Annotated in this window: 19 protein-coding genes; 7 read left to right on the top strand and 12 right to left on the bottom strand. The window is 68.0% G+C overall.

Translation table 11 applies throughout. The features are described from left to right. Positions 1–28 precede the first annotated feature (28 nt). Positions 29–1,816: a class I adenylate-forming enzyme family protein gene (locus CA236_RS11175; protein WP_125945647.1), complete on the top strand. Its 1,788-nt coding sequence runs from the start codon at positions 29–31 to the stop codon at positions 1,814–1,816. Positions 1,817–1,885: 69 nt separating this feature from the next. Continuing rightward, entirely contained in the window at positions 1,886–2,716 is an 831-nt protein-coding gene (locus tag CA236_RS11170) for a DUF4336 domain-containing protein (protein ID WP_125945646.1), read from the top strand. A gap of 9 nt (positions 2,717–2,725) precedes the next feature. On the opposite strand, the gene CA236_RS11165 is transcribed toward CA236_RS11170, so the two are convergent. The 4 genes from CA236_RS11165 to CA236_RS11150 are packed head-to-tail and all read right to left on the bottom strand — an operon-like array spanning position 2,726 to position 7,715. Then, positions 2,726–3,763, bottom strand: coding sequence for a putative sulfate exporter family transporter (locus tag CA236_RS11165; protein WP_241212618.1), 1,038 nt, complete (start codon positions 3,761–3,763; stop codon positions 2,726–2,728). 30 nt (positions 3,764–3,793) lie between these two features. Continuing rightward, complete coding sequence (locus CA236_RS11160) at positions 3,794–5,788, bottom strand: alpha-glucosidase (protein WP_125945645.1); 1,995 nt, start codon at positions 5,786–5,788, stop codon at positions 3,794–3,796. A gap of 23 nt (positions 5,789–5,811) precedes the next feature. Further along, entirely contained in the window at positions 5,812–6,888 is a 1,077-nt protein-coding gene (locus CA236_RS11155; protein ID WP_241212617.1) for an LLM class flavin-dependent oxidoreductase, read from the bottom strand. After that, positions 6,885–7,715 (bottom strand): aldo/keto reductase, encoded by an 831-nt coding sequence (locus CA236_RS11150; protein WP_125945643.1) that lies wholly within the window; start codon positions 7,713–7,715, stop codon positions 6,885–6,887. Before CA236_RS11150 ends, CA236_RS11155 begins: the two co-directional genes overlap by 4 nt. Before the next feature lie 233 nt (positions 7,716–7,948). On the opposite strand from CA236_RS11150, the gene CA236_RS11145 reads away from it, so the two are divergent. After that, positions 7,949–10,417, top strand: coding sequence for a TonB-dependent receptor (locus tag CA236_RS11145; protein ID WP_241212616.1), 2,469 nt, complete (start codon positions 7,949–7,951; stop codon positions 10,415–10,417). Between the two features lie 62 nt (positions 10,418–10,479). Here CA236_RS11145 and CA236_RS11140 read toward each other — a convergent pair whose 3' ends face one another. The 6 genes from CA236_RS11140 to CA236_RS11115 form a co-directional block, all read right to left on the bottom strand. Beyond that, positions 10,480–11,511 carry a LacI family DNA-binding transcriptional regulator gene (locus CA236_RS11140; protein ID WP_125945642.1) on the bottom strand — a complete coding sequence of 344 codons (1,032 nt, stop codon included), beginning with the start codon at positions 11,509–11,511 and terminating at the stop codon, positions 10,480–10,482. Positions 11,512–11,580: 69 nt separating this feature from the next. Beyond that, on the bottom strand, positions 11,581–12,342 hold the full coding sequence (locus CA236_RS11135; RefSeq protein WP_125945641.1) for a Crp/Fnr family transcriptional regulator: 762 nt from the start codon (positions 12,340–12,342) through the stop codon (positions 11,581–11,583). 163 nt (positions 12,343–12,505) lie between these two features. Beyond that, complete coding sequence (locus CA236_RS11130; RefSeq protein WP_125945640.1) at positions 12,506–12,928, bottom strand: cytochrome c; 423 nt, start codon at positions 12,926–12,928, stop codon at positions 12,506–12,508. After that, positions 12,925–14,160: a molybdopterin-dependent oxidoreductase gene (locus tag CA236_RS11125; protein WP_125945639.1), complete on the bottom strand. Its 1,236-nt coding sequence runs from the start codon at positions 14,158–14,160 to the stop codon at positions 12,925–12,927. Before CA236_RS11125 ends, CA236_RS11130 begins: the two co-directional genes overlap by 4 nt. Continuing rightward, positions 14,160–14,942: a DeoR/GlpR family DNA-binding transcription regulator gene (locus CA236_RS11120; RefSeq protein WP_241212615.1), complete on the bottom strand. Its 783-nt coding sequence runs from the start codon at positions 14,940–14,942 to the stop codon at positions 14,160–14,162. The genes CA236_RS11125 and CA236_RS11120 overlap by 1 nt, the downstream gene beginning before the upstream one ends. Positions 14,943–14,949: 7 nt before the next feature. After that, the gene (locus CA236_RS11115; protein WP_164518916.1) at positions 14,950–16,470 is read right to left on the bottom strand and encodes a glycerol-3-phosphate dehydrogenase; all 1,521 of its coding nucleotides are present in this window, start codon (positions 16,468–16,470) and stop codon (positions 14,950–14,952) included. Between the two features lie 95 nt (positions 16,471–16,565). Here CA236_RS11115 and glpK point away from each other — a divergent pair, with 95 nt between their 5' ends. Further along, positions 16,566–18,065, top strand: coding sequence for a glycerol kinase GlpK (glpK, locus tag CA236_RS11110; RefSeq protein ID WP_125945637.1), 1,500 nt, complete (start codon positions 16,566–16,568; stop codon positions 18,063–18,065). An 18-nt stretch (positions 18,066–18,083) separates the two neighbouring features. Here the strand turns inward: glpK and CA236_RS11105 are convergent, their stop codons facing one another. Together CA236_RS11105 and CA236_RS11100 are read right to left on the bottom strand one after the other, a co-directional pair. After that, entirely contained in the window at positions 18,084–19,397 is a 1,314-nt protein-coding gene (locus CA236_RS11105; protein WP_125945636.1) for an ATP-binding protein, read from the bottom strand. Positions 19,398–19,418: 21 nt separating this feature from the next. Continuing rightward, positions 19,419–20,804: a sigma-54 dependent transcriptional regulator gene (locus tag CA236_RS11100; RefSeq protein ID WP_125945635.1), complete on the bottom strand. Its 1,386-nt coding sequence runs from the start codon at positions 20,802–20,804 to the stop codon at positions 19,419–19,421. A 123-nt stretch (positions 20,805–20,927) separates the two neighbouring features. Here CA236_RS11100 and CA236_RS18780 point away from each other — a divergent pair, with 123 nt between their 5' ends. Genes CA236_RS18780 through CA236_RS11090 form a run of 3 tightly spaced genes read left to right on the top strand, consistent with a single transcriptional unit; the run spans position 20,928 to position 23,132 of the window. After that, entirely contained in the window at positions 20,928–21,086 is a 159-nt protein-coding gene (locus tag CA236_RS18780) for a hypothetical protein (protein ID WP_156167190.1), read from the top strand. A 40-nt stretch (positions 21,087–21,126) separates the two neighbouring features. Next, a complete protein-coding gene (locus tag CA236_RS11095; protein WP_125945634.1) occupies positions 21,127–22,452 on the top strand; it encodes an efflux RND transporter periplasmic adaptor subunit in 1,326 nt (441 codons plus the stop codon). Then, positions 22,452–23,132 carry an ABC transporter ATP-binding protein gene (locus tag CA236_RS11090; RefSeq protein ID WP_046408211.1) on the top strand — a complete coding sequence of 227 codons (681 nt, stop codon included), beginning with the start codon at positions 22,452–22,454 and terminating at the stop codon, positions 23,130–23,132. Before CA236_RS11095 ends, CA236_RS11090 begins: the two co-directional genes overlap by 1 nt. Positions 23,133–23,164: the final 32 nt, after the last annotated feature.

Genomic DNA, 23,164 nt, shown 5'->3' with positions numbered 1-23,164 from the left:
CTTACCGGCGAGGCGAGAGGATGAGCATATGGATAAGCGCGCTGCCGCCGCGCCGGTCGTCGGAAACTGGCCGGCAGTCTCCCTTGAGGAAACCTACCGCACGCTGACCGCCCCCGGCGCCCCGTTCGAAATGCGTGAGGAGGTCATCCGCGGCGTGCCGCTGCGCACCTATGCCAACGCGCTCAACGACCTGCGGCAGGTGTTCGATCTCGGTCGCGGCTGGGGCGACCGTGAATTCATCATCTATGAGGGCGAACGGCAAAGCTATGGCGCGCATTTCCGCGCCGCCGGGCAACTCGGGCGCGTGCTCCACGATCGCTTCGGGGTGCGCAAGGGCGACCGGCTGGTCATCGCGATGCGCAACCTTCCCGAATGGTCGCTCGCCTTCTGGGCCGGCGTCTCGATCGGCGCCGTCGTCACGCCGCTCAACGCCTGGGGGCTGGGGGACGAGCTCGCCTATGGCATCACCGATTCGGGTGCGCGCGTCGCGATCGTCGATGCCGACCGGCTCGAACGCCTCGCGCCTTTCGTGGCTGATCTCGCGCTCGACGGACTTATCTCGGTGCGCAGTGACACCGATCACGGCACCGGCGCGATCCCGCTCGACCATCTGATCGGCCCGCGCGATCGTTACGCCGACCTCCCCGACGATCCCATGCCCGATCCCGGCCTCCACACCGATGACCCCGCCACCATCCTCTATACCAGCGGCACCACCGGGCGGCCGAAGGGCGCGCTCGGCACCCACCGCAACGTCCTCACCAACGTCATCTCGATCGCCTTCAACAACGCCCGCGCCACCATCCGCCGCGGCGATTCTCTGCCGGAGCCCGATCCTGCCGCGCCCCAGCGGGTGAACCTGCTCCCGGTCCCGCTCTTCCACGTCACCGGCACCAATTCGATGCTGATCCCCACCGTCATGGCGGGCGCGAAGCTGGTGCTGATGCACAAATGGCACCCCGAACGCTTCCTGGAACTGGTCGAGGCAGAGCGGGTGAATTCCACCACCGGCGTTCCCGCCATGGTGTGGCAGGTGCTCGAATCCCCCGATTTCACCCGCCGTGATCTCTCCAGCCTCGACAGCTACGGCTATGGCGGCGCCGCGATTGCCCCCGAACTGACGCTGAAATTCGCTGAGCTGTTTCCGTGGTTCAAGCCGGGCCAGGGCTATGGTGCGACCGAAACGTCATCGGTGTCGATCGGCAACAGCGCGGAGGATTACCTCCGCCGCCCCGACAGCGTCGGCCTCGCCGTCCCGGTCTGCGACGTGAAGGTGGTGGGTACGGACGGGCAGGAGCTGCCGCGCGGGCAGGCCGGCGAATTGTGGATCCGCGGCCCCAATGTGGTCGTCGGCTATTGGAACAAGCCGGAGGCGACCGCCGAAACCTTCACCGACGGCTGGTATCACACCGGCGACATCTGCCGCATCGACGAGGAAGGTTTCGTCTATCTCCTCGACCGGGCCAAGGACATGCTGATCCGCGGCGGCGAGAACGTCTATTGCGTGGAGATCGAGGATGTCCTGGTCGCCCATCCGCATGTCATGGACGCCGCCGTCGTCGGCCTGCCGCACCGCATCCTGGGCGAGGAAGTCGGCGCGCTGGTGCAGCTTCGCCCCGGCGCTGACGTCACCGAGGAGGAGCTGATCGCTTATGCCGCGCGCCTCCTCGCGCCCTTCAAGGTGCCCGTGCGCATCGATGTCCGGCGCGAGGAGTTCCCGCGCAACGCCAGCGGCAAGACGCTGAAGCCTGTCTTGCGCGCAGAGCTCGTCGCGCGGCATCAGGCGGAACCTGCGGGCCGCTCCGGCGCTTCCTGACCGAAAGGGCAGGGGCCTCCTGCCGGGATGCGGCCGGCTGCCGGCACCGATCGATACGGGAGATGGAACATGGCCGAACGGCGACACGGACGGACGCTTCTGCTGGGCGTCGGCGCGGCAGCGATCGGCGCGGCATTGTACCTCACGCGCGGCGCGCCCCGCGACAGGAACGCCATCGCCTATCCGCCGCTCGACGTGCCCAAGCCGCTGGGTGAGGGGCTGTGGATCGTCGACAGCGGCCCGATCAACGCGATGGGGATGCAATTGCCGATCCGCATGACGGTGCTTCGTCTCGCTGACGGCGGCCTCGTCCTTCATTCGCCCACGCAATATACGCCCGCGCTGGCCCGCGCGCTACGCGACCTCGGCCCGATCCGTCACTTGGTCGCGCCCAGCATGGCGCACTGGACGTTCCTTCCTGAATGGCAGGCGGCCTATCCCGATGCGACCACCTGGGCGGTGCCAGTGCTGCGTGATCGTGCGCAGGTGCGTAGCGCGAAACTGCGCATCGACAGCGATCTGGGGCAATCTGCTCCCCCCGCATGGGCCGGCGACATCGAACAGGGGCTGGTCACCGGTAGCGGCGGCTTTCAGGAGGCATGGTTCTTCCACAAGCCGAGCCGCACGCTGGTGCTGACCGACCTCATCGAGAATCTCGATCCGCAGAAACTCGGCCCCGTCACCGCCCCGCTGATGCGCGCGGTGAAGGCGACCAGCGGCACCAGCGCACTGCACGCCCGCGCCGCCCTGCGCGGCCATGCCGGCGAGGTGCGGGCGCAGGTCGACCGGATGATCGCGCTCGCTCCGGAGGCCGTGGTGTTCGCGCACGGCGACATTTTCCGCGGGCGCGGGACCGAACAGCTGCGTCAGGCCTTCGCGTGGCTGAAGGCCCCCGCCTGACGCCAGCGATTAAAGCAGGATCAGCGCCCCGCCCAGCGACAGCGCCAGCGCGACCAGCGAGGCAAGGATGATCACCAGCAGCGGCTTGAACCCGGTTTCTAGCAGCGAGCTCATCGGTGCGCGGATGCCGGTCGCGGCGACCGCGCACGCCAGGCACGCGGTGGCGACATCCTGCGCCCCGTTGCTGACCATCGTCGGGATCACGCCCAGCGAGTTGATCCCGGCGAATACGAAGAAACCGACCACGAACCACGGCAGGGGGATGCCGGTCTTCTTGCCGTCCTCGGACCGGAAGAACGCGGCCACCAGCGCCAGCACCGGGGCGAGCAGCGCGACCCGCGTCAGCTTGACGATCGCCGCCACCTGGCCCGCCTCGTCGGAGAAGCTGTAGCCGGCGCCGATCGCCTGCGCGACGTCATGGATCGACGCGCCCAGCATGAACCCCGCCTGCCGGTCGTTCAGCCCCAATTGGTGCGCCAGTATCGGATACAGGAACATCGCGGCGGCGCTGGCGGCGGAAATGCCCACCAGCACCAGCGCCAGCTGCGCCTGGTTCGCGCGCCGCTCGCCCAACGTCGTCGCCAGCGCCATTGCGGCGGACGCGCCGCAGATCGCCACCGCGCCGCCCGCCAGCGTGCCGAATGCGCTGCCGAGGCCCGCCGCGCGCGCAAACGCGATCCCCGCGCCCAGCGTCGCCAGCAGGATCACCAGCACCGCCAGCAGCGTCAGCGGCCCAAGGTCGATGATCTGCCCCACGGTGATGCGGGCGCCGGCCAGCACGATGCCCAGCCGCAGCAGCGTCTTGGACGCGAACCCCAGCCCCGGTCCCATGCGCGGATCAGCACCGATGAAGTTGAGCGCCAGCCCGATCAGCAGCGCCATCAGCGTCAGCGGCGCGCCATAATGGTCGGCGACGAACGCCGCCGCCATCGTCGCCAGCACCGCGACCGTCAGCCCCGGCAGCAGGTCGCGCCAGCTGCTCTTGGGCGATGGCTCCAGGTCGTTGTACAGGTCCGCTGCCAGCGGCAATGATGCATAGCGCGTCACGCCCGCGCCTCCTTGGTCGCGCGGATCATGTTAGAGCGTGGCAAGTCCGGCGAACAGCGCGGCATGCGCGCTGTCGGTGCGGTAGAATACCGGCGGCTGTCCGATCGGCGCCGCCACTTCCACCGTGTCGCCGCCGGCGAAGGTCTCGCCCGACCAGACGTGGTGCCATTCCGCCCCGGCCGGCAGATAGGCGCTCCACCGCGCCGCACCCGCCTCAATCACCGGCGCGACGATCAGGTCGCGGCCATAAGCGAATTGCGTCTCTACGCCCCAGCAGCCGGCATCATCCTCATAATCGAGGAACAGCGGCCGTTGCAGCGGCAGGCCAGTCGCTGCCGCCTCGCGGCACAGTTCCGCGACATAAGGTACCAGCGCGGCATGAACCTTCGTCATGGCGACGAAATGCGCCAGCACCTCGGCGTCGCCATCCAGCTGAAGGTTTGTGTCGGGCCGATTGCCCTCATGGCTGCGCATGATCGGCGAGAATGCCGACAACTCGCTCCACCGCATCAGCAGCTCGGCGGTGCGGACATTGTCGTACAGGCTGGTGTATCCGCCCAGATCGCTGTGGTGATAGGCATTGCCAACCAGGCCGGAGGACAGCGCCCCTCGGATCACCGTGCCGATCCCGTCATGCCGCGTGAAATCGACGCTCTGGTCGCCGGCCCACAGCAGCGGGCAATATGCGCCCACGCCGCTGAACCCGGCGCGCATGAAGAACAGCGCATCGCCCGTCTTCCCGCGCGAGGCGATCGCGCGCGCATTCACCTCGGCCCAGATCGTCGGCCAGGCATTGTGCGCCAGCATCCCGTCGGTGCCGTCGAACAGGCGAACGTCGGTGGGGAGGTACTCGCCGAAATCGGCCATCCAGCCCGACAGCCCGAAATCCAGCATCTCGCGCCCGATCACGCGATCGGCGAACCAGTCGGCGGCGGCGGGATTGGTGAAATCGACGATCCCGCAATCAAATTCGCCGAAATCGACCAGATACGGCTCATCGGCGTCGAGCTTCAGCGCGAGATACCCCGCCTCCGCCGCCTCGACATACAGCGATCCGTCGACCGCCAGATACGGGTTCACATAGCCAAGAAAGCGAATGCCGCGTTCGTTCAGCTCGGCGATCTTCTGGCGCAGATGCGGATAGCGCGCCTCGTTCGCCTTCCAGTCCCAGAACAGCCGCTTGCCGAAACTGGTGACGCGAAGCCCGACCCAATCCTCGCACCACAGGCCAGTGACGACCGCGCCCGCCGCGATGATCTTCTCCATCCGGTCGAAGCTGTTGGCGCCGTCCTTCAGCCCCAGGATCGCGCCCGCATAGGCCCATTCGGGCAGCAGCGGTTGCCGCCCGAAGCGGGTCGAAAGCTGCGTCACCAGATCGGCGAAGCGCGTCGCGGCGAACAGCTCGATCCGCGCCGGGATCTCCCACACCTCGATCGCTGGCGCGTCCGCGTCCCGGAAGTCGAAGCAGCTATAGGCCGTGGTATCGACATGCAGCGCATAGCGCCGCGACGAGAGGTACGTCGGCTGCGGATAATTGGTATTCCAATAATCCCCGCCCGATCGGTGGTCGCGATCGCACTGGAAAGTCAGCAGCGTGGACTTGTCGCGCCCGACGCCGGGCTCCGATGTCCACATCGGGAAGCGGCGCCCGGCCATGTCGACATAGGACATCTGCTCGCCGCCGCCCCACAGCCGCTCGCCCGCCGCACCGACCATGTTGAGCCACAGGCGGTTGAGCGCCGGATCGAGCGCTTCCAGATGCAGCGCATCGTCACGCAACGTCAGCGTCAGCAGCGCGCGCCCACCGGCGGACAGCGTGACGGTGTCGCCAGCGACGCTCGCCTCGCGCAGCGCGATCCGCTCGTCGACGCGGTCCTCCAGGAAGTAATTGCCGCGGTACATGTCGACCAGCGGCCGCCCCGCACCGACGAACAGCGCAGGCGCGTCGGCGCGGTGGCGAATGACCAGCGCCTCGCCCGCGAAGATATCGAAACCGCTCTCCGCGGGGCGAAGCGTCACCGTCATTCAAAAGCCTCCGGGGAAGGTTGTTACAGCGTCAGCGGGCCGTGCTGCAGCTTGGGAAGCACATGGCGCGCGAACAAATCGGCCTCCGCGGCATGCGGATAGCCCGACAGGATGAACGCCTCGATCCCCATGTCCTGGTACATGCGAAGCTTGGCGAGCACCTGGTCGGGATCACCGACGATCGCCGCGCCGCAGCCCGAGCGCGCCCGGCCGACGCCGGTCCACAGGTTGTCCTCGGCATAGCCGTCGTCGCTGGCATTCTCGCGCAGCGCGGCCTGTGCCGCGACGCCGGTCGACTGGGTGTCGAGCGACTTGTTGCGGATCGCCTCGCCCTGCGCCGCATCCAGCTTGGACAGCAGGCGATCGGCGGCGGCACGCGCCTCGCTCTCGGTCTCGCGCACGATGACATGCGCGCGATACCCGAACTTCAGCGTGCGGCCGTGCTTGGCGGCGCGCGCGGTCATGTCGTCGATGATCGACTGCACCGCTTCCCGCTTGTCGGGCCACATGAGGTACACGTCGGCGCCCTGCGCCGCGGTCTCGCGCGCATCCGGCGACAGGCCACCGAAATACAGCGGCGGGCACTTGCCCGACACGGTGGTGACCGCCGGCGGGTCCAGCTTCAGCTTCCAGAACTCGCCCTGGTGGTCCAGCGGCTCGCCGTTCAGCATGGTCTTGAGGATCTGCATCGCCTCCAGCGTGCGAGCATAGCGCGGCGCGGACGCCAGCGTCTCGCCCGGCAGGTCGGAGGAGATGATGTTGACCGTCAGCCGCCCGCCCAGGATGCGGTCGATCGTCGCGATCTGGCGCGCCAGCTGCGGCGGCCAGCTTTCGCCGATGCGCACCGCCATCAGCAGCCGGATACGCTTCACCATCGTCGCGATCGCCGCGGCAAAGGCGGTCGTGTCGATGCCCAGCGCATAGCCCGACGGCAGCAGAATATTGTCGAACCCGCCGCTCTCGGCCTGAAGCACGATGTCGCGGCAATGCTCCCAGCTCGACTTCAGCTTGGGATCGGGAACGCCGAGAAACTCGTAATCGTCATCGCACAGCGCCGAAAACCAGCTGACTTCGCACTGTTTATTGGTCGAACCGGTCACGGCAAACGCTCTCCCATGCTGGCTTGAAGGACGGCGTACCATTCCTCGCGCGTCCATTGTGGTTTGTAGGCGTCGGGGATCGTCGCGATCCGCGACACATTCTGCGTGCCGACGATCGGGATCGGGCGCGCTGGGTGCGCCATGATCCAGCTATAGGCGGCGGCGGCGCGATCGACGCCCGCTTCATGCGCCTTCACATCGAGCAATGCGGCGACGGCGCGCGCGCGCTCGTCCGTCGGATCGGCCAGGCGACCGCCGCCCAACGGCGACCAGGCCAGCACCGCCATGCCACGCTGCATTGCCTGGTCGAACAGGCCGTCGAACAGCGGCTTGATCGCCAATGCCGAGAATTCCGGCTGATGGCTGACGACCGGCACGGTCAGATATTCGGCCAGCGCCGCGGTCTGGCTTGGCGTATGGTTCGACACGCCGATCGCGCTGATCTTGCCCGCGACACGCGCATCGTCCAGCGCGCGCGCCACTTCCTGCGGATGCGCCAGCAGGTCCGGGCGGTGGATCTGATACAGGTCGATCTTCTCGCAGCCCAGCCGGCTCAGCGACGCGTCGATCGCCTCCGCCAGATAGATCGCGCTCGAATCATACGGCACGCCCATGCGGATGCCGCCCTTGGACGCCAGCACCATCTTGTCGCGCAATGCCGGTGCCTCGGCGAAGACGCGCCCCAGCAGCGCCTCGGCGGCGCCGAAATCCTCGTCATTGTCCGGGCCATAGATGTCGGCGGTGTCGAACAGCGTCACGCCGGCGTCGAACGCCGCCTCGACCAGTGCGCGGGCGGCGGCGACGTCGGTGCCGCGGAAACGCCACATGCCCCAGGCGATGGTGCTGATGGTTAGGCCAGTGTCACCCAGGGCGACGGAGCGAGCGGGAGAAGGCAAATAAGACACCGTTGTCTTATACGTAGGATCCGGCGTACAGGGAAGCAGTCAAATGGAACGTCGCCGAATTCGGGGTCGCCACGCCAATCTCCATCTACTAGGGGGATAAAGCGATGGGGCCGCGGAATTCGCGGCGCATGACTGGTTTGGGGTAGGAGAGGGTAATGGTAAGTTTTTCAAACAAGGCGCTTTTACTTGCGGCCAGCGCAGCTTTCGCTGTCGCGGCGCAGGGTGCGTCGGCGCAGGCCATGTCGCCCGAGGGGCAGGCAGCCGCACCCGCAACCGCACAGGAAACGCCCCCGGCGCCCGGCGTCGCGGCCGAATCGGACGATGCCTCGGGCGTCTCGAACGGCGACATCGTTGTCACCGCGCAAAAGCGTAGCGAGCGTCTGCAGGACGTGCCGCTCGCCGTGTCGGTCGTCGGCGGTGAGGCGCTCGCCAACACCGGCTCGCCGGGTCTCGAGGGCGCGACCACGCTGGTCCCCGCGCTCAACATCCTGAAGTCGGGCACCACGCTCAACCAGTCGCTGTTCCTGCGCGGCGTCGGCACCACCACCTTCTCGATCGCGGGCGAACCGTCGGTCTCGGCCGTGGTCGATGGCGTCGTCCTCGCCCGCACCGCCGAAGCGTTCGGCGATCTCGTCGACGTGGAGCGGATGGAAGTGCTGCGCGGGCCGCAGGGCACGCTGTTCGGCAAGAATGCCTCGGCCGGCGTCATCAACATCGTCACGAAGCAGCCGACGCGCGACTTCGGCGGCTATCTTGAGGGCAGCTATTTCACCGGGGGTGACGAGGCGCGCATTCGCGGCGCGCTGAACGTGCCGATCACCGAAAACCTGCTGTCGCGCGTCACCGGCTTCTACAGCCGCTTCGACGGCAACATCCGCAACGACGCCTTCGACGGCCGCCGCGTCAATGGCTATGAGCATGTCGGCGGCCGCGTCCAGCTGAAGTGGATGCCGAGCGACGCGACCACCGTCGCCTTCATCGCCGATTATCGCAAGAACAACGACGATTGCTGCGCCGAGGTCATCGGCACCGGCGCGCTCAACGCGGCTGGTCAGCCGATCACCAGCCCGATCTTCTCGGTCCTGCCGACGCCGCAGGGCAATGAGACGCGCCGGATCAACCAGAATCTGATCACGCGCACCGAAGAGGAAAGCTACGGCGCCTCGCTGCAGATCGACACGGAACTCGGCAACCAGACGGTGACCAGCATCACCGCCTATCGCGAATATTCCAACACCGAGATCCGCGACGGTGACTTCCTCGCCGCGCCCTATGTCGGCTTCAACCAGCTGCACGATCTCGGGCCCCAGACGGGCGATACGTTCAGCCAGGAACTGCGCCTGACCTCGCCGTCGCAGCAGTTCATCTCCTACGTCGTGGGCGTCTATTATTCGCGCGCTGCGTCGGAGCGGACCTTCTCGCGCGCGGTGGTGAACTGCAATGCGGCGACCGTCCCGTCGACGCTGATCCCGTGCGGCGCGCCCGGCGCACCGGCGACGACCAACCCGTTCGGCGTCGCGAACTTCGGCTCGGTGTTCCAGAACATCGCCGCCTTCAGCCAGTTCACGGTCAACTTCACCGATCGTTTCCGCTTCATCGGCGGGCTGCGCTACACCGCCGACCAGCTCAACGTGTGGCATCGTCGCCAGACGACGCTGGCCGGCCCGGGCGTGAATCCGAATTTCGACCAGGGCGTGTTCGATCGCTACAACCAGCTGCTCGGCCAGGGCGTTGCTCCCGGCGCGGCGCAGACGCAGGCAGTGGCCGCCTCGAACGGCATTCCGTGGCGCGGCAAGACCACCAATGACAATTGGTCGGGCAAGGCGTCGCTGCAGTTCGACGTCAGCCGCGATGTGGTGGCCTATGGCGGCTGGACGCGCGGCTACAAGGGCCCGGCGTTCAACGTGTTCTACAACCTGAACTCGAACGGTACGAACGTGATCGCGCCGGAAACGTCAGACAGCTATGAAATCGGCCTCAAGAACACGCTGTTCAACGGCGCGCTCACGCTGAACCTCGCCGCCTTCTACGCCAAGTACGACAATTTCCAGGCCAACAACCCGGATCTGGTCGCTGGCGTGGTGGTCACCCGCTTCACCAACGCGGGCGAAGTGTCGACCCGCGGCGTGGAGGCGGACATCGTCCTGCGCCCGATCGACGACCTGTCGATCTCGGGCGGCGTCGCCTACACCGATGCGCACGTCGACCGCTTCTTCCAGGCGCCGGGCGCGCCGCCGACGGCGGTCATCGCACCGGGCACCTCGCTCGCCTTCGCGCCGAAGTGGAAGGGCTCGCTGGGCATCGACTATCGCGTGCGCACCGGCGGCGCGGTTGACGTGTTCCTGGGCGCACAGGGCAATTACCAGTCCGAGCAGCTCGCGCTGTTCTCGCCCGATCCCGTGCAGCGCAGCCTCGCGACGATCGACGGCTATGGCCTGGTCAATCTGTCGGCCGGCATCGGCGATCAGGACGATCGCTTCCGCCTGACCTTCCAGGTGCGCAACCTGTTCGACCAGAGCTTCGCGGCGGCGATCGCCAATGGCGGCCCGTCGGGCTCGTACCGCTACCAGATCCCGCGTGAGGCGGATCGCTATTATGGCGTGACCGGCCGGATCAACTTCTGATCCCGCACCTGACGATCGCCTGAAACGACGCGGCCCCGGAGCGATCCGGGGCCGTTTTCGTATCAGCCGCCGCCCGGCGGCGCGGACGATCCACGCAGCACCAGCTCATGCGGCAGCCGCCGCTGCTGCGCGGCACCCGCCGCCGGTGGCGACAGCAACAGGTCGGTTGCCGCATCGGCCAGCGCGCGTACCGGCTGGCGCACCGTGGTCAGCGCCGGCCATACCAGCCGGGCGGTCGGCCCGTCGTCGAACCCCGCGACGGTCAGCGTATCGGGCACGCGGATGCCGCGCCGGTGCGCCGCCGCCAGCACGCCCGCCGCCATGTCGTCGCTCGATGCGAATATCGCGGTCGGCGGCGCGTCCATCGACAGCAGCGCATCCGCCGCCGCCTCGCCCGATGCGAAATCGAACTGCCCCTGCCGGATCAGCGCCATGTCCAGCTCGACGCCGACCGCGCCCAGCGCGCGGATATGCCCCGCCAGCCGCTGCCCCGACGCGGCATAGCTGCGGTCGCCGACGATGAAGCCGATCCGCCGGTGCCCCAGCGTCAGGAGGTGGCTGGTCATGTCGAACGCCGCGCCGTCATTGTCGATCGACGCGCTCGGCCCTTCCTCGACGCGCAGCCCCGGCTGCAACCGGGCAAAGGGGATGCCGCGCCGCTTCAGTTCGTCCAGCACGCGCTGGTCGTCGCAGGCCGGCGGCGCCAGCACCAGCCCGTCGGGGCTCGCCTGGTCGATCAGCGCGGTGATATCCTCCAGCAGCGTCGGCGACGCGCGGTCATAGGGCTGGGCGATCATGCGGATCTTGTCGCGCGCGCATCGCTCGCGCACCCCCAGCTGGATTTCGTAGATGTACCAGGGATTGGGATTGTCGCAGATCAGCGCAATCTGGTGCGATCGGTGCCCCGCCAGTGCGCGCGCCGCATGGCTCGGCTGGAACCCGGTCTCCGCCATCACCTCAAGGATGCGCGCCTTCTTCTCGGCGCTCACATATTGCTGGTCGTTGATGACCCGCGACACGGTCTTGATCGAAACGCCCGCCAACCGCGCGACATCACGAATGGTCGGGCGCGCGGTGTCGGTTGCTGTGCTCATCACTGCCCCTCATAGGGCAGCCAAGCCGTTGGCCAATAGCCATAACGCGCCAGGCCCCCCGGCCCGCGATCACGCGCTCAACAGGCGCACCTTGGGCCGGTTACCGATGTCCAGCGCCAGATAATTGGGGTCGAAGCCCGACAGGCTGACCAGACCGTCCCAGTCATGGATGTCGACACGCTTGCGGCAGATCGTCATCAGCTTCAATTCGCGCAGGCGGCGCAGCGATCGGTTGACGTGCACCGGCGTGATGCCGGTCGCATCGGCCAGCCGCTCCTGCGTCAGCGGCAGGTCGAACTGCAACCGGTGCTCACGCTCCCCGCCGAAGCGCATCGCCATCTCGCACATCAGATGCCCCAGCCGCCCCACCGCATCACCGCGCCCGATGTTGAGCAGCCATTGCATCAGCGTCGCCGTATCGACCGCGCAATGCCGCCAGAACGCCTCGGCGATGGCGGGGAATCGCGCCGCCGCGGCGCGCAGCGCGCGATGCGGCACGCGCAGGATCGTCGTCTCGGTCAACGCCAGCAGCGCGCCGACGCCGGTCGGGCGAACCACCGACAACAGGTCCGCCATGTCGCCGCTCAGATGGATCCCGGTCAGCTGCCGCTGCCCGCTCGCCGTCTGGCCGAACCGCCCCACCAGCCCGGTGGCGACAAAACTCGCGTGGCTCGAAATTTCGCCCAGCCGGGTGACATTGCGCCGTGCACCGATGGTGATGGCATCGAACGGCAGCGCCAGCAGCGCGTCCTGCTCACCGGGGCTCAGGACCGATCTCAGCGCGAGTCGATCAATGAACGGCGCCAGCCCATGCGCGCTCGCGATTACCATGGCACAACTCCCGTTGAGCAAGCGGGAGCGCGTAATATCTCTCAGTCACTGCCGCCTGCAGACGATCGGGCAGTGATGCTTCACCATACACGAACAAACGCCCGCTGGCTTGAGGCACATCAAGCTAGCATGCACTTTGCCGCGATTTATCCTCCGCTCGGGATCAGCGGGCTGTTGCCGCCGGCGGCGTCTGCTGCCGGGCGACCAGATAATCGGTGATCGCCGGAATCTCGCCATCGCCGATCGGCGCGCGATAGGCGTCGCGCATCTTCTCGATGATCGCGGTCCATTGCTCGGGCTTCAGCCGCGGCTGGGTCAGGACCATGCTTGCCGAATGGCACGACAGACACCGCTGGTTGACGAGGTCGACGTTCGGCCCGGGCGGGAAGGTCGCGGCGTCATCGGGCAGTTCGACGCTGGTGGAGGTCAGCGTCACCCCGCCCGCGCTGATCCCGGCGTTCTCGGCAACCGCGGGCGCCGGCGGCGGCGGGGCGTGATGGCCGCGGCTGCTGATGGCGATCAGCACCAACAGGCTCGCCCCGATCAGGACGACGACGATGGCGGCAAGCGATGGTGCGCGCTTCACGTCAGCGCCACCGTCACCGGCTCAACGCAGTTGCGCATATAGCCGCCGGGGTTCCAGTTCGCCTCCATCGGCTGAGTCTCGCCGGCGGTGTTGGTGCAGCGCGCCATCACCCGCACGCGGCCCGGCCGTGGCACGCCGATCCGCGCGGTGAAGCGGCGGAAACCATAACGATCGTCCTCGCGGCCCAGCGCCGCGGGCTCCCACGTGCGCCCGCCGTTGCCCGAAATCTCGACTCGCGCGACGCCGCGGTCGCCGCCCATCGCGATCCCCTCCACCGGCAGCACCGGGTCATAACCATAGCTCGCGCCATCGGCGATGCTGGTGATCCAGGATCGCGGGTTCATCCGGTTGATCGGCACGGTCGGGAAATCCTTTGTCCCCGGCGCAACATGCGCGCGCGGCGTGTCGGGGATCTTGTACGCCTTGGCCATCCAGTACCGGTCGTCCGGCGCGGTCAGCACCTCGATCGTGTTCACCGTCTTCATCCAATAGGTCGAATACCAGCCGGGCACGACCAGCCGCACCGGGAAGCCATTCAGCAACGGCAGCTGCTCGCCGTTCATCGCGAACGCCAGCATCACCTCGCCGCCGCGCGCATGGTCGATCCCCAGCGCCTTCTCGAACGCCGGCGCCCCCTCGACCAGCGGCTTGTCCAGCGCGCCGACCCGTACCGCCACGGCGCCGCCGCGCACCCCGGCCAGGTCGAGCAGATGGCGCAGCGATACGCCCATCCACTTGGCATTGCCCATCGCGCCATGGCCCCATTGCGCGCCGGGCACGCGCGGTTCGAACAATCCGCGCGAATTGCCCGAACATTGGTTCACCGCCGTCAGTTCGATCCGCGGCATGCGCAACAATTGCGCAAGCGAGATCGACAGCGGCCGCCCGACATGCCCGCCGATCGAGATGCGATATTGGTCGACGTCGATGCTGATCGGCATGTCGCTCCAATGCCAGCGCACGTAGAAGCGGTCGTTGGGCGTGAAGAGGTTGTGCTGGAACACCTCCATCGGCGTCTCCAGCAGCACCGGGCGGGCGCGCTGCAGGATCATCTCGCCCTTTTGCGGAAAGTCGCTGGTCAGCGGCCGCGCGGAATTGCCTCCCGGCAGCCGCAGGTCGACGTCGGCGCCCAGCGCGCGCGCGGCGATCAGCGCCGCGCCGCCGCTTATGCCTGCGGTCAGCAGCCTGCGCCGCGACACGCTGCGCGCTGCCTCGAAATCGAGCCGATCCACTACATCTTCTCCACGTCGACGATCGCCACATCGGCGGCATCGCATGCCCGGCCGAGTTCATCGTCTACCTCGTCGGTGACCAGATAGTCGATATCGCCAAGGTCCCCGATCCGCACCGGCGCCGGCCGCCCCAGCTTGGAGGAATCGAGCGACAGGATCACTTGCCGCGCCTGTGCGATGATCGTCTGCGACACGCGAACTTCGTCCACATCGAAATCCAGGAACGTGCCGTCGCGCTCGATCGCGGATGCGCCGATCAGCGCATAATCGACGCGGAAGCTGCGGATGAAATCCATCGCCAGCGCGCCCACCACCGCGCGGTCGCCGGGCCGCACGCGCCCGCCGGCGGCGATCACTTCGATGCCCGGGCTGTCGGCCAATATGTCGACCACGTTCAGGTTGTTGGTGATCACCATCAGGTCGCGCCGCCCGACCAGATGGCGCGCGATCGCCTCCGTCGTCGATCCGATGTTGATGAACAGGCTCGCGCCATCGGGCACCAGCGCGGCGGCGGCGGCGCCGATCGCGTCCTTCACGTCCGCCGCGACATGCCGCCGCTCGGCATAGCGCAGATTGTCGACGCCCGACGTCACCACCGCGCCGCCATGCACCCGCGCCAGCATGGATCGCCGCGCCAGCAGGTTCAGGTCTTTGCGGATCGTCTGCGGCGTGACGCCCAATTGCTCGGCCAGCGCGTCGACCGCGACGCTGCCGGTATGCCGCGCCGTCTCCAGGATCGCGCGATGCCGCGCCGCCACCACGTCTGCGCCGGTCTGGCTCACACCGCGCTCACGCCGCGACGGGGACGACGCGGGCGAGATAGGCGTCCAGCGCCTCTGCCGTCCCGGCGGGCACATGCAGCCCCAGCTTGCTGCGGCGGAACAGCACATCCTCGCTGGTCCGTGCCCATTCGCGCGCCACCAGATAATCGACCTCCGCCTGATACAGGTCGCCGCCGAACGCCGTGCCCAGATCGCGCACGTTCTGCGCCGCGCCCAGCAGGTCATCGGTGCGCGTGCCATAGGCGCGTGCCAGCCGCCGCAGCAGCTTGGGCGGCAGGGCAGGGCGGCTCGTCATCAGCCTGCTGAGGTACAGGTCGAAATCGGCATCGGCCATGTCGCCGCCCGGCAGCACCGCGCCTGCGGTCCACGCCCCCGACGCGCTCGGGAAGAAGCGCGCTAGCTCCTTCATCGCATGTTCCGCCAGCTTGCGGTACGTCGTGATCTTGCCGCCAAAGATGCTCAGCATCGGCGCGCGGCCCTCGCCCGCATCCAGATCGAGCACATAGTCGCGTGTGACGGCGGAGGCGTTGGTCGATTTGTCGTCGTACAGCGGGCGGATGCCGGCATAGCTCCAGCGGATGTCCGCCTTGTCGACCGGCTGCGCGAAATAGCGGCCGATCGTCTCCAGCAGGTAATCGGTCTCGCCCGCGCTGATCTGCGCCCTGCCCGGCTTCTCGTTCCACACTTCGTCGGTCGTGCCGACCAGCGTGAAATCATTCTCGTACGGGATGGCAAAGACGATGCGGCGGTCGGGGTTCTGCAGCATGAAGGCATGCGCCCCCGGGTACAGCCGCGGCACCACGATATGGCTGCCCTTGACCAGCTTCACGCCGCGATCGGTCCGCGCATCGGGCACCCGGCCCAGCACATCGGCCACCCACGGCCCGGCCGCATTAACGATCACCCGCGCCCGCACCTCCCGCGTACCCTGCGCATCGGCAATCGTCGCTACCCAGCCATCGCCGTCGCGCCGCGCGTCGGTCAGCCGGGTGCGCGTTTCGATCACCGCACCGCGCGCGGCGGCATCCATCGCGTTCAGCACGACCAGCCGGCTGTCCTCGACCCAGCAGTCGGAATAGATGAACGCCTTGCCCTCGCGCGGGCTCAGCCCGGCGCCGGCGGCGGACGTCGCCAGGTTCACCGTGCGCGTCCCCGGCAGCTTCTCGCGCCCGCCGAGGTGATCGTACATGAACAGCCCCAGCCGGACCATCCACGCGGGGCGCGGCGACTGGTTCTGCGGCAGCACGAATTCCAGCGGCCAGATGATGTGCGGCGCCATGTTCAACAATCGCTCGCGCTCGATCAGCGCCTCGCGCACCAGCCGGAACTCGCCATATTCCAGGTATCGCAGCCCGCCGTGGATCAGCTTGGTCGACGCCGACGACGTATGGCTCGCCAGATCGTCCTGCTCGACCAGCAGCACGGACAGCCCGCGCCCCGCCGCATCGCGCGCGATCCCCGCGCCATTGATGCCCCCGCCGACAATCAGCAGGTCCACCATCCGCTCCATCTCGCGCTCTTCGCTCATCCTGCCATCATACCGACCGGCGCGTTCAAATGAAAGCGTTGACGTTCGTATGAAACTTGCCAAGGTTCGTTTCAGGTTTCGTTTGGAGAGGTAGGATGGCGTCCCACATTCTTGTGATCGATCAGGGGACGACGTCGACGCGCAGCGTGCTGTTCGATGCCTCGGCGCGGCGGGTTGCCATCGCGCAGACCGAATTCCCGCAACATTATCCGCAGTTCGGCTGGGTCGAACATGATCCGGAGGATATCTGGCGCGACACGCTCGCCACCGCGCGCCAGGCGATCGCGGAAAGCGGCGTGCCCGCACGCAGCATCGCGGCGATCGGCATCACCAACCAGCGCGAAACCGCCGTGGTGTGGGATCGCGCTACGGGTGAACCGATTCATCGCGCGATCGTGTGGCAGGATCGTCGCGGCGCGGATCGCTGCGCGACGCTGCGTGCTGACGGCGCGGAGGATCTCGTCCGCGCGCGTACCGGCCTCCTGATCGATCCCTATTTCTCCGCCACCAAGATCGCCTGGATCCTCGACAACGTCCCCGATGCCCGCGCGCGTGCCGAACGCGGCGAGCTTGCGTTCGGCACGATCGACAGCTTCCTCCTGTGGCGGCTCACCGGCGGCGCGGTGCATGCGACCGACATCACCAATGCCAGCCGCACGATGCTGTTCGACATCCATCGCGGCTGCTGGGATGAGGAGCTTTGCCGGCTGATCGGGGTGCCGATGGCGATGCTGCCCGACGTGCACGACAATGCGCATGTCTATGGCACCACCGCCACCGATCTGTTCGGCGCGCCGATCCCGATCGCCGGCATGGCGGGCGACCAGCAATCGGCGCTGTTCGGCCAGGCCTGTTTCGATCGCGGCAGCGCCAAATCGACCTATGGCACCGGCTGCTTCATGCTGCTCAACACCGGGACGGAGGCGGTCAGCTCGCAGCATCGCCTCATCACCACCCCCGCCTACCGGCTCGATGGCGTCACCACCTATGCGCTCGAAGGATCGATCTTCGTCGCCGGCGCCGCGATCAAATGGCTGCGCGACGGGCTCGGCATCATCACCCATGCCAGCCAGACCAACGACATGGCGACCAAGGTGCCCGACAGCCATGGCGTCTATATGGTGCCCGCCTTCGTCGGCCTCGGTGCGCCGCATTGGGATCCCGCCGCGCGCGGCTCGATCCACGGCCTGACGCTCGATAGCTCCGCCGCGCATCTTGCCCGTGCGGCGCTGGAGGCGGTGGCCTATCAGACGCTCGATCTGGCGGAGGCGATGGTCGCCGACGGCGGCAATCGGCCCGAACGGCTGCGTGTCGATGGCGGCATGGCGGCGAACGACTGGCTGTGCGGCTTCCTCGCCGATCTCACCGACATGGCGGTGGAGCGGCCCGCCGACCTTGAAACCACCGCGCGCGGCGCCGCCTTCCACGCCGGCCTCGCCAGCGGCTTGTGGTCCGGCCTCGATGAACTTGCCGCTCTGTGGTCGCCCGATCGCCTGTTCGAACCCTCGATGACGGCGGCGGCGCGCGCGCCCTTGGTGGCCGGCTGGCACGATGCCGTTGCCCGCACGCTCAGCGCCGGGCCGCGCCAATCCTGATCGCTACAGGCCTGATCGCTACAGCAGCAGGCGGAACACCGCGCCCCCGCCCGGCGCGTCATGCACCTCCAGCGTGCCGCCATGCGCCACCGCGATCTGCCGCGCGAGGTTCAGCCCCACGCCGGTCCCCTTCGCACGCGTGGTGAAGAACGGCAGGAACACCTCCTGCCGCAGCTTCTCGGGCACGCCCGGGCCATTGTCCGCCACCTCGATCATGACCGGGTCGGCGGCGGCGATGGTCAGCGTGACGGCGGGATCGGCGCGATGCTCGCTCGCCGCCTGCGCTGCATTGCGCATCAGGTTCAGCAGCAGCTGCGACAATAAGGCGCGGTCGCCGTGGATCGTCATCGGCGTGCAGTCGACGGTGAACGCGACGCCGGGCCATTCGGCGCGGAACAGCCGGGCATGTTCCTCGGCGAACTCGGCCGCGGCGAAGGCATGGCGCACCACCGCCGGCTCGCGCGCCACGACGCGATAGCTGTCGATGAACTGCCCCAGCCCCTGCGTGCGCCTTGCCAGCGTCGTCGCCGCGTCGCGCGCGTCGGCGATCTGCGCCGCATCGACCCGCTCGTCCGCCAGCAACGACGCGGTGGTCTGCGCCAACGACATGACCGGGGTCAGCGAATTCAGGATCTCATGCGTCAGCACGCGGATGATGTCGGTCTGCGCCGCCATTTCCACCGCATCCAGCGTCTCCTGCACTGGCTGGATCACCACCGCGCGGGTGCGCTTGCCCAGCCGGTTCAGCGTCGCCTGCCGCACCAGCGTCCGCTTCGCCCGCCCGTCGAGGTTCAGGATCAGCATCTCCTCGCCCGCCGCCGCCTCATCCGCCAGCCGGTTGGCAAAGGTCGCGCCATACACCGCATAATCGGCCGGCCGGACCCCGCTGTGGCGGGTGAACAGCGCCCGCGCCGCCTTGTTGCCGGGTGACACCCGCCCCTCGTCGATCGTCAGCAGCGCGACCGGCATGTCGTCGATCAGCGCCTCGAGATAGCGCAGCTCGGCATCGGTCTGCCCGCGTTGCTCGCGCAGCGCGCGGATCGTGTCGTTCAGCGCCGCGCCCAGCCGGCCGAAGCCAGCGCCGCCGGTCTCGGGAAAATGCGCCGCGAAATCGCCCAGCCGCACCGCCTCCAGGAACCGCGCCAGCTCGATATTGGTGCGCGACACGTGCCGCCACAGCGTCATCGCGGCGAGGATCGCGACGCCGATCATCACCACCCTGACCATCAGCAGCGACGGCGTGCGAAACGCCCATACCACCGCGATCAGCGCCAGGATCAGCAGCGACATGCGGAAGATCAGGCCAAGCGTGAAGTGGCGGTCAAATCCCATGGCGGGCCGCTCGCGTCGCGGTCACAGCCCGTGCTTCTCCATCCGCCGGTATAGCGCCGCGCGCGACAGGCCCAGTTCCGACGCGGCCAGCGTGATGTTGTAGCCGTGCTTGCGCAGCGCCTCCTCCACCAGCCGCCGCTCGACCCGGTCGAGGTTCAGGTCAGCGGCCACGCCGCCGCCTGCAACACCGCTCACCGGGGCGGTAACGGCGCGCGGCGCGGCCGCCTCCAGCCCGAAATCCTCCGGCTCCAGCACCGGATGCGCCGCCAGGATCGTCGCCCGCTCAACCGCATGGCGCAGCGCGCGGACATTGCCTGGCCATTCATGCGCGATCAGCGCCGCGCGCGCCGCCTGGCTCAGCTCGGGCCGCGGCCGGTCATAGCGGGCGGCGTAATGCGCCAGGAAATGCTCGGCCAGCTCGATCACATCCTCCGGCCGCTCGTTGAGCGGCGGCAACGTGATTTCCACGGTGTTCAGCCGGTACAGCAGGTCCTGGCGGAACACCCGCTCGTCCATCAGCCGCTCGCGCGGCATATTGGTCGCCGCGATCACCCGGATGTTCACCTTGACCGGGCTGTTCGCCCCCACCGGCGTCACTTGCCGCTGCTCCAGCGCGGTCAGCAGCTTGGGTTGAAGGTGAAGCGGCAAATTGCCGATCTCGTCGAGGAACAGCGTCCCCCCGTCCGCCGCCTGGATCCGCCCCACGCGGTCGGCCCGGGCATCGGTGAACGCGCCCTTCACATGGCCGAACAATTCGCTGTCGATCAGTTCGGTCGCGATCGCGCCGAGGTCCACCGTCTGCAGCACCTGGCCGGCACGTTGCGACCGGGCGTGAAGCGCGCGCGCGACCACTTCCTTGCCCGTCCCGTTCTGCCCCAGGATCAGGACGTTGGCGTCGGTCGGCGCGGCGCGCTCGATCAGCGACTGGACCCGCGCCATCGCCGGCGACTGGCCGAGCAGCGGCGAACCATTGCCCGGCGCGGCAATCGCCCTTGGCGCCCCCGCCGCGACACGCGACCGGCGAAGCGCCGCCGCGGTCCGCACCGTCGCCACCAGCCGATCGTTCGACCACGGCTTGGGCACGAAATCGGTCGCCCCGCGCTTCATCGCCGCCACCGCGACATGCACCCCGGCGTGCGCGGTGATCATCACCACCACCATTTCGGGGTCGATCCCGGTCAGCCGATCGAGCCACGCGAGCCCCTCGCTCGCATCGGTCGCACCGCGCGCAAAATTGGCGTCGAGCAGGATCACGTCGGGCGTCGCGCGCGTTATCTCGGGCAGCACCTCGTCGGGCGTGCGCGCGGTAATCACCTCATGGAACAACGGCCGCAACAGCAACCGCGCGGCGAGCAGGATGTCGTCGTCGTCATCGACAACAACACAGCGGTCAAATTCCGGGCCCATGATCGTCCGCTTTCGTAACGCAAGTGTTCGCGGCCGGACAATCAATTCCTGTGCCATCCCGCCCCGGCACGCCACTGACTGGTGACCGACATCACTTGGCACAGGCCGTGCAAAGCCGCCGGCATGACCAAAGCGCCCCTTTCCCGACTGCTGCTGCTCGCCGCCGCCATTGTCGCGTTTGGCGGCTGGGTGAAACGGCCCGCCGCCTCGGGCATCAGCGCCGATCCGACGCTGTCGGTGTCGCTCCACACCCCGCATCTCAGCCTGTCGGTTTCGCTGTGAGGCGTCCGCTTCTGAACACTATCGTCCGGAAGCGGACACGATGAGCGTCCTTCGCCTGCCGCAGGACCGCGTTGACGAGGCACGCCCCGCATCGGGCAGCGGCATGGACCGGGTGGTGCAGCGTCGCCGCCTGCCGCGCCCCGCGCTCATCGCCGCTGGCCTTGCCGTGCTGCTCGCCGCCGCTTTGCTCTTCTGGTGGTTCGCCCCGCGCGCCGGCAGCCAGTCGGTCGCCGCCAGCCGGCTCACCATCGCGACGGTGCAACGCGGCACCTTTGAGGATTACATTCCGCTGCGCACCCGCGTCACCCCGCTGGTGACGGTCTATATCGACGCGATCGAGGGCGGCCGGGTGGAGGAGGTGCTGGTCGAGGACGGCACCATGCTGGCCAAGGGGCAGCCGATCGCCATCCTCTCCAACGCCGAGCTGCAACTGTCGACGCTCGCCCGCCAGACCGAGGTCGAGCAGCAGATCAACAACATGCGCGCGCAGGAATTGAGCCTCGCCCAGACCCGCGTCGCCAATGAACGCGCCGTGCTGGAGGCGGAACTGGCGCTCCAAAAGGCGCAGCGGCTTTACGATCGCGAGGCGCCGCTCGCCGCCAAGGGCTTCGTCGCCGGCCGCCAGTTCGCCGATACGACCGATCAGTTGCGCTTCGAGCGGCAACGGCTCGCGGTGGTGCGCCGCGGCCGCGCCACCGACGATCGGCTGCAGAACAGCCAGCTGTCGCAGCAGCGCGCCTCCACCGCCTCGCTCACCGCCGGGTTGCAGCTCGCCCGCGCCAATCTCGACGCGTTGAGGCTGCGCGCGCCGGTCGCGGGGCAATTGTCGGGCTTCTCGATCCAGGTCGGCCAGTCGATGCAGCGCGGCGAGCGGATCGGCCAGATCGATTCCCCGGGGCGCAACAAACTGCAGGCCGGCGTCGACGAATTCTTCCTCGGTCGCGTCGCGACAGGGCAGGTGGCGCGGATCGACGCCGGCGGGCGCAGCTACCGGGCACGTGTCACCCGCATCCTGCCGCAGGTGCAGAACGGCCAGTTTCAGGTCGAGCTGCAATTCCTCGGTGAGGAACCACAGGGGTTGCAGCGCGGCCAGACGGTGCAGGCGCGCCTGACGCTCAGCGATCCGTCGCCCGCCATCCTGGTGCCCTATGGTGCCTTCCTCAACGACACCGGCGGCGCGTGGGTCTTCGTCGCCGCGCCGGACGGGCGCTCGGCGGTGCGCCGCACGGTCCGCCTCGGCCGCCGCAATGCCGATCATGTCGAGGTGCTCGACGGCCTGTCGCCGGGCGAGCGTGTGATCATCTCCCCCTATACCGGGTTCGCCGACAAGGACGTGCTCGATCTTGCCCAAGGAAAGGACGTTTGATGCTCCGTATGCGCGACGTGATGCGATTGTACCGGACCGACAGCGTCGAGACGGTCGCGCTCGACGGGATCGACCTGGATATCGCCGATGGCGAATTCGTCGCGATCATGGGCCCGTCGGGCTGCGGCAAATCGACGCTGCTCAACGTCATCGGCCTGCTCGATAGCCCGACCAGCGGCTCCTACGTGTTCGACGGCACCGAAGTCGCCGGCCTGCCCGAGGCGAAGCTCGCCGACTTTCGAAAGGCGAACATCGGCTTCATCTTCCAGAGCTTCAATCTGGTCGATGAACTGACGGTGCGCGACAATATCGAACTCGCATTGCTCTACCACAATGTCTCCGCGAAGGAGCGGCGCGCGCGGGCGGAGGTGGTGATGGACCGCGTCGGCATCGCGCACCGCGCGCGCCATCGCCCCAGCCAATTGTCCGGCGGCCAGCAGCAGCGCGTCGCCGTCGCCCGCGCGCTCATCGCCGCGCCCAAGCTCATCCTTGCCGACGAGCCGACCGGCAACCTCGATACCAATCACGGGGAGGAGGTGATGCGCATGTTGCAGCAACTGAACGCCGAAGGGTCGACGATCGTCATGGTCACCCACTCGCCGGCGCATGCCGATTACGCCAGCCGCGTGGTCAACATGCTCGACGGCCGCGTCCTTCAGGAACGCCGCCGCGCGGCGTGATCGCCATCGCCTGACCCCCACCTCGATCGAAA

The organism is Sphingomonas sp. ABOLG (assembly GCF_003950435.1).
GTDB classification, from domain to species: Bacteria; Pseudomonadota; Alphaproteobacteria; order Sphingomonadales; family Sphingomonadaceae; genus Sphingomonas; species Sphingomonas panaciterrae.
The sequence above is the reverse complement of the archived record's forward strand: the minus strand, read 5'-3'. Positions and strand labels throughout refer to the sequence as shown.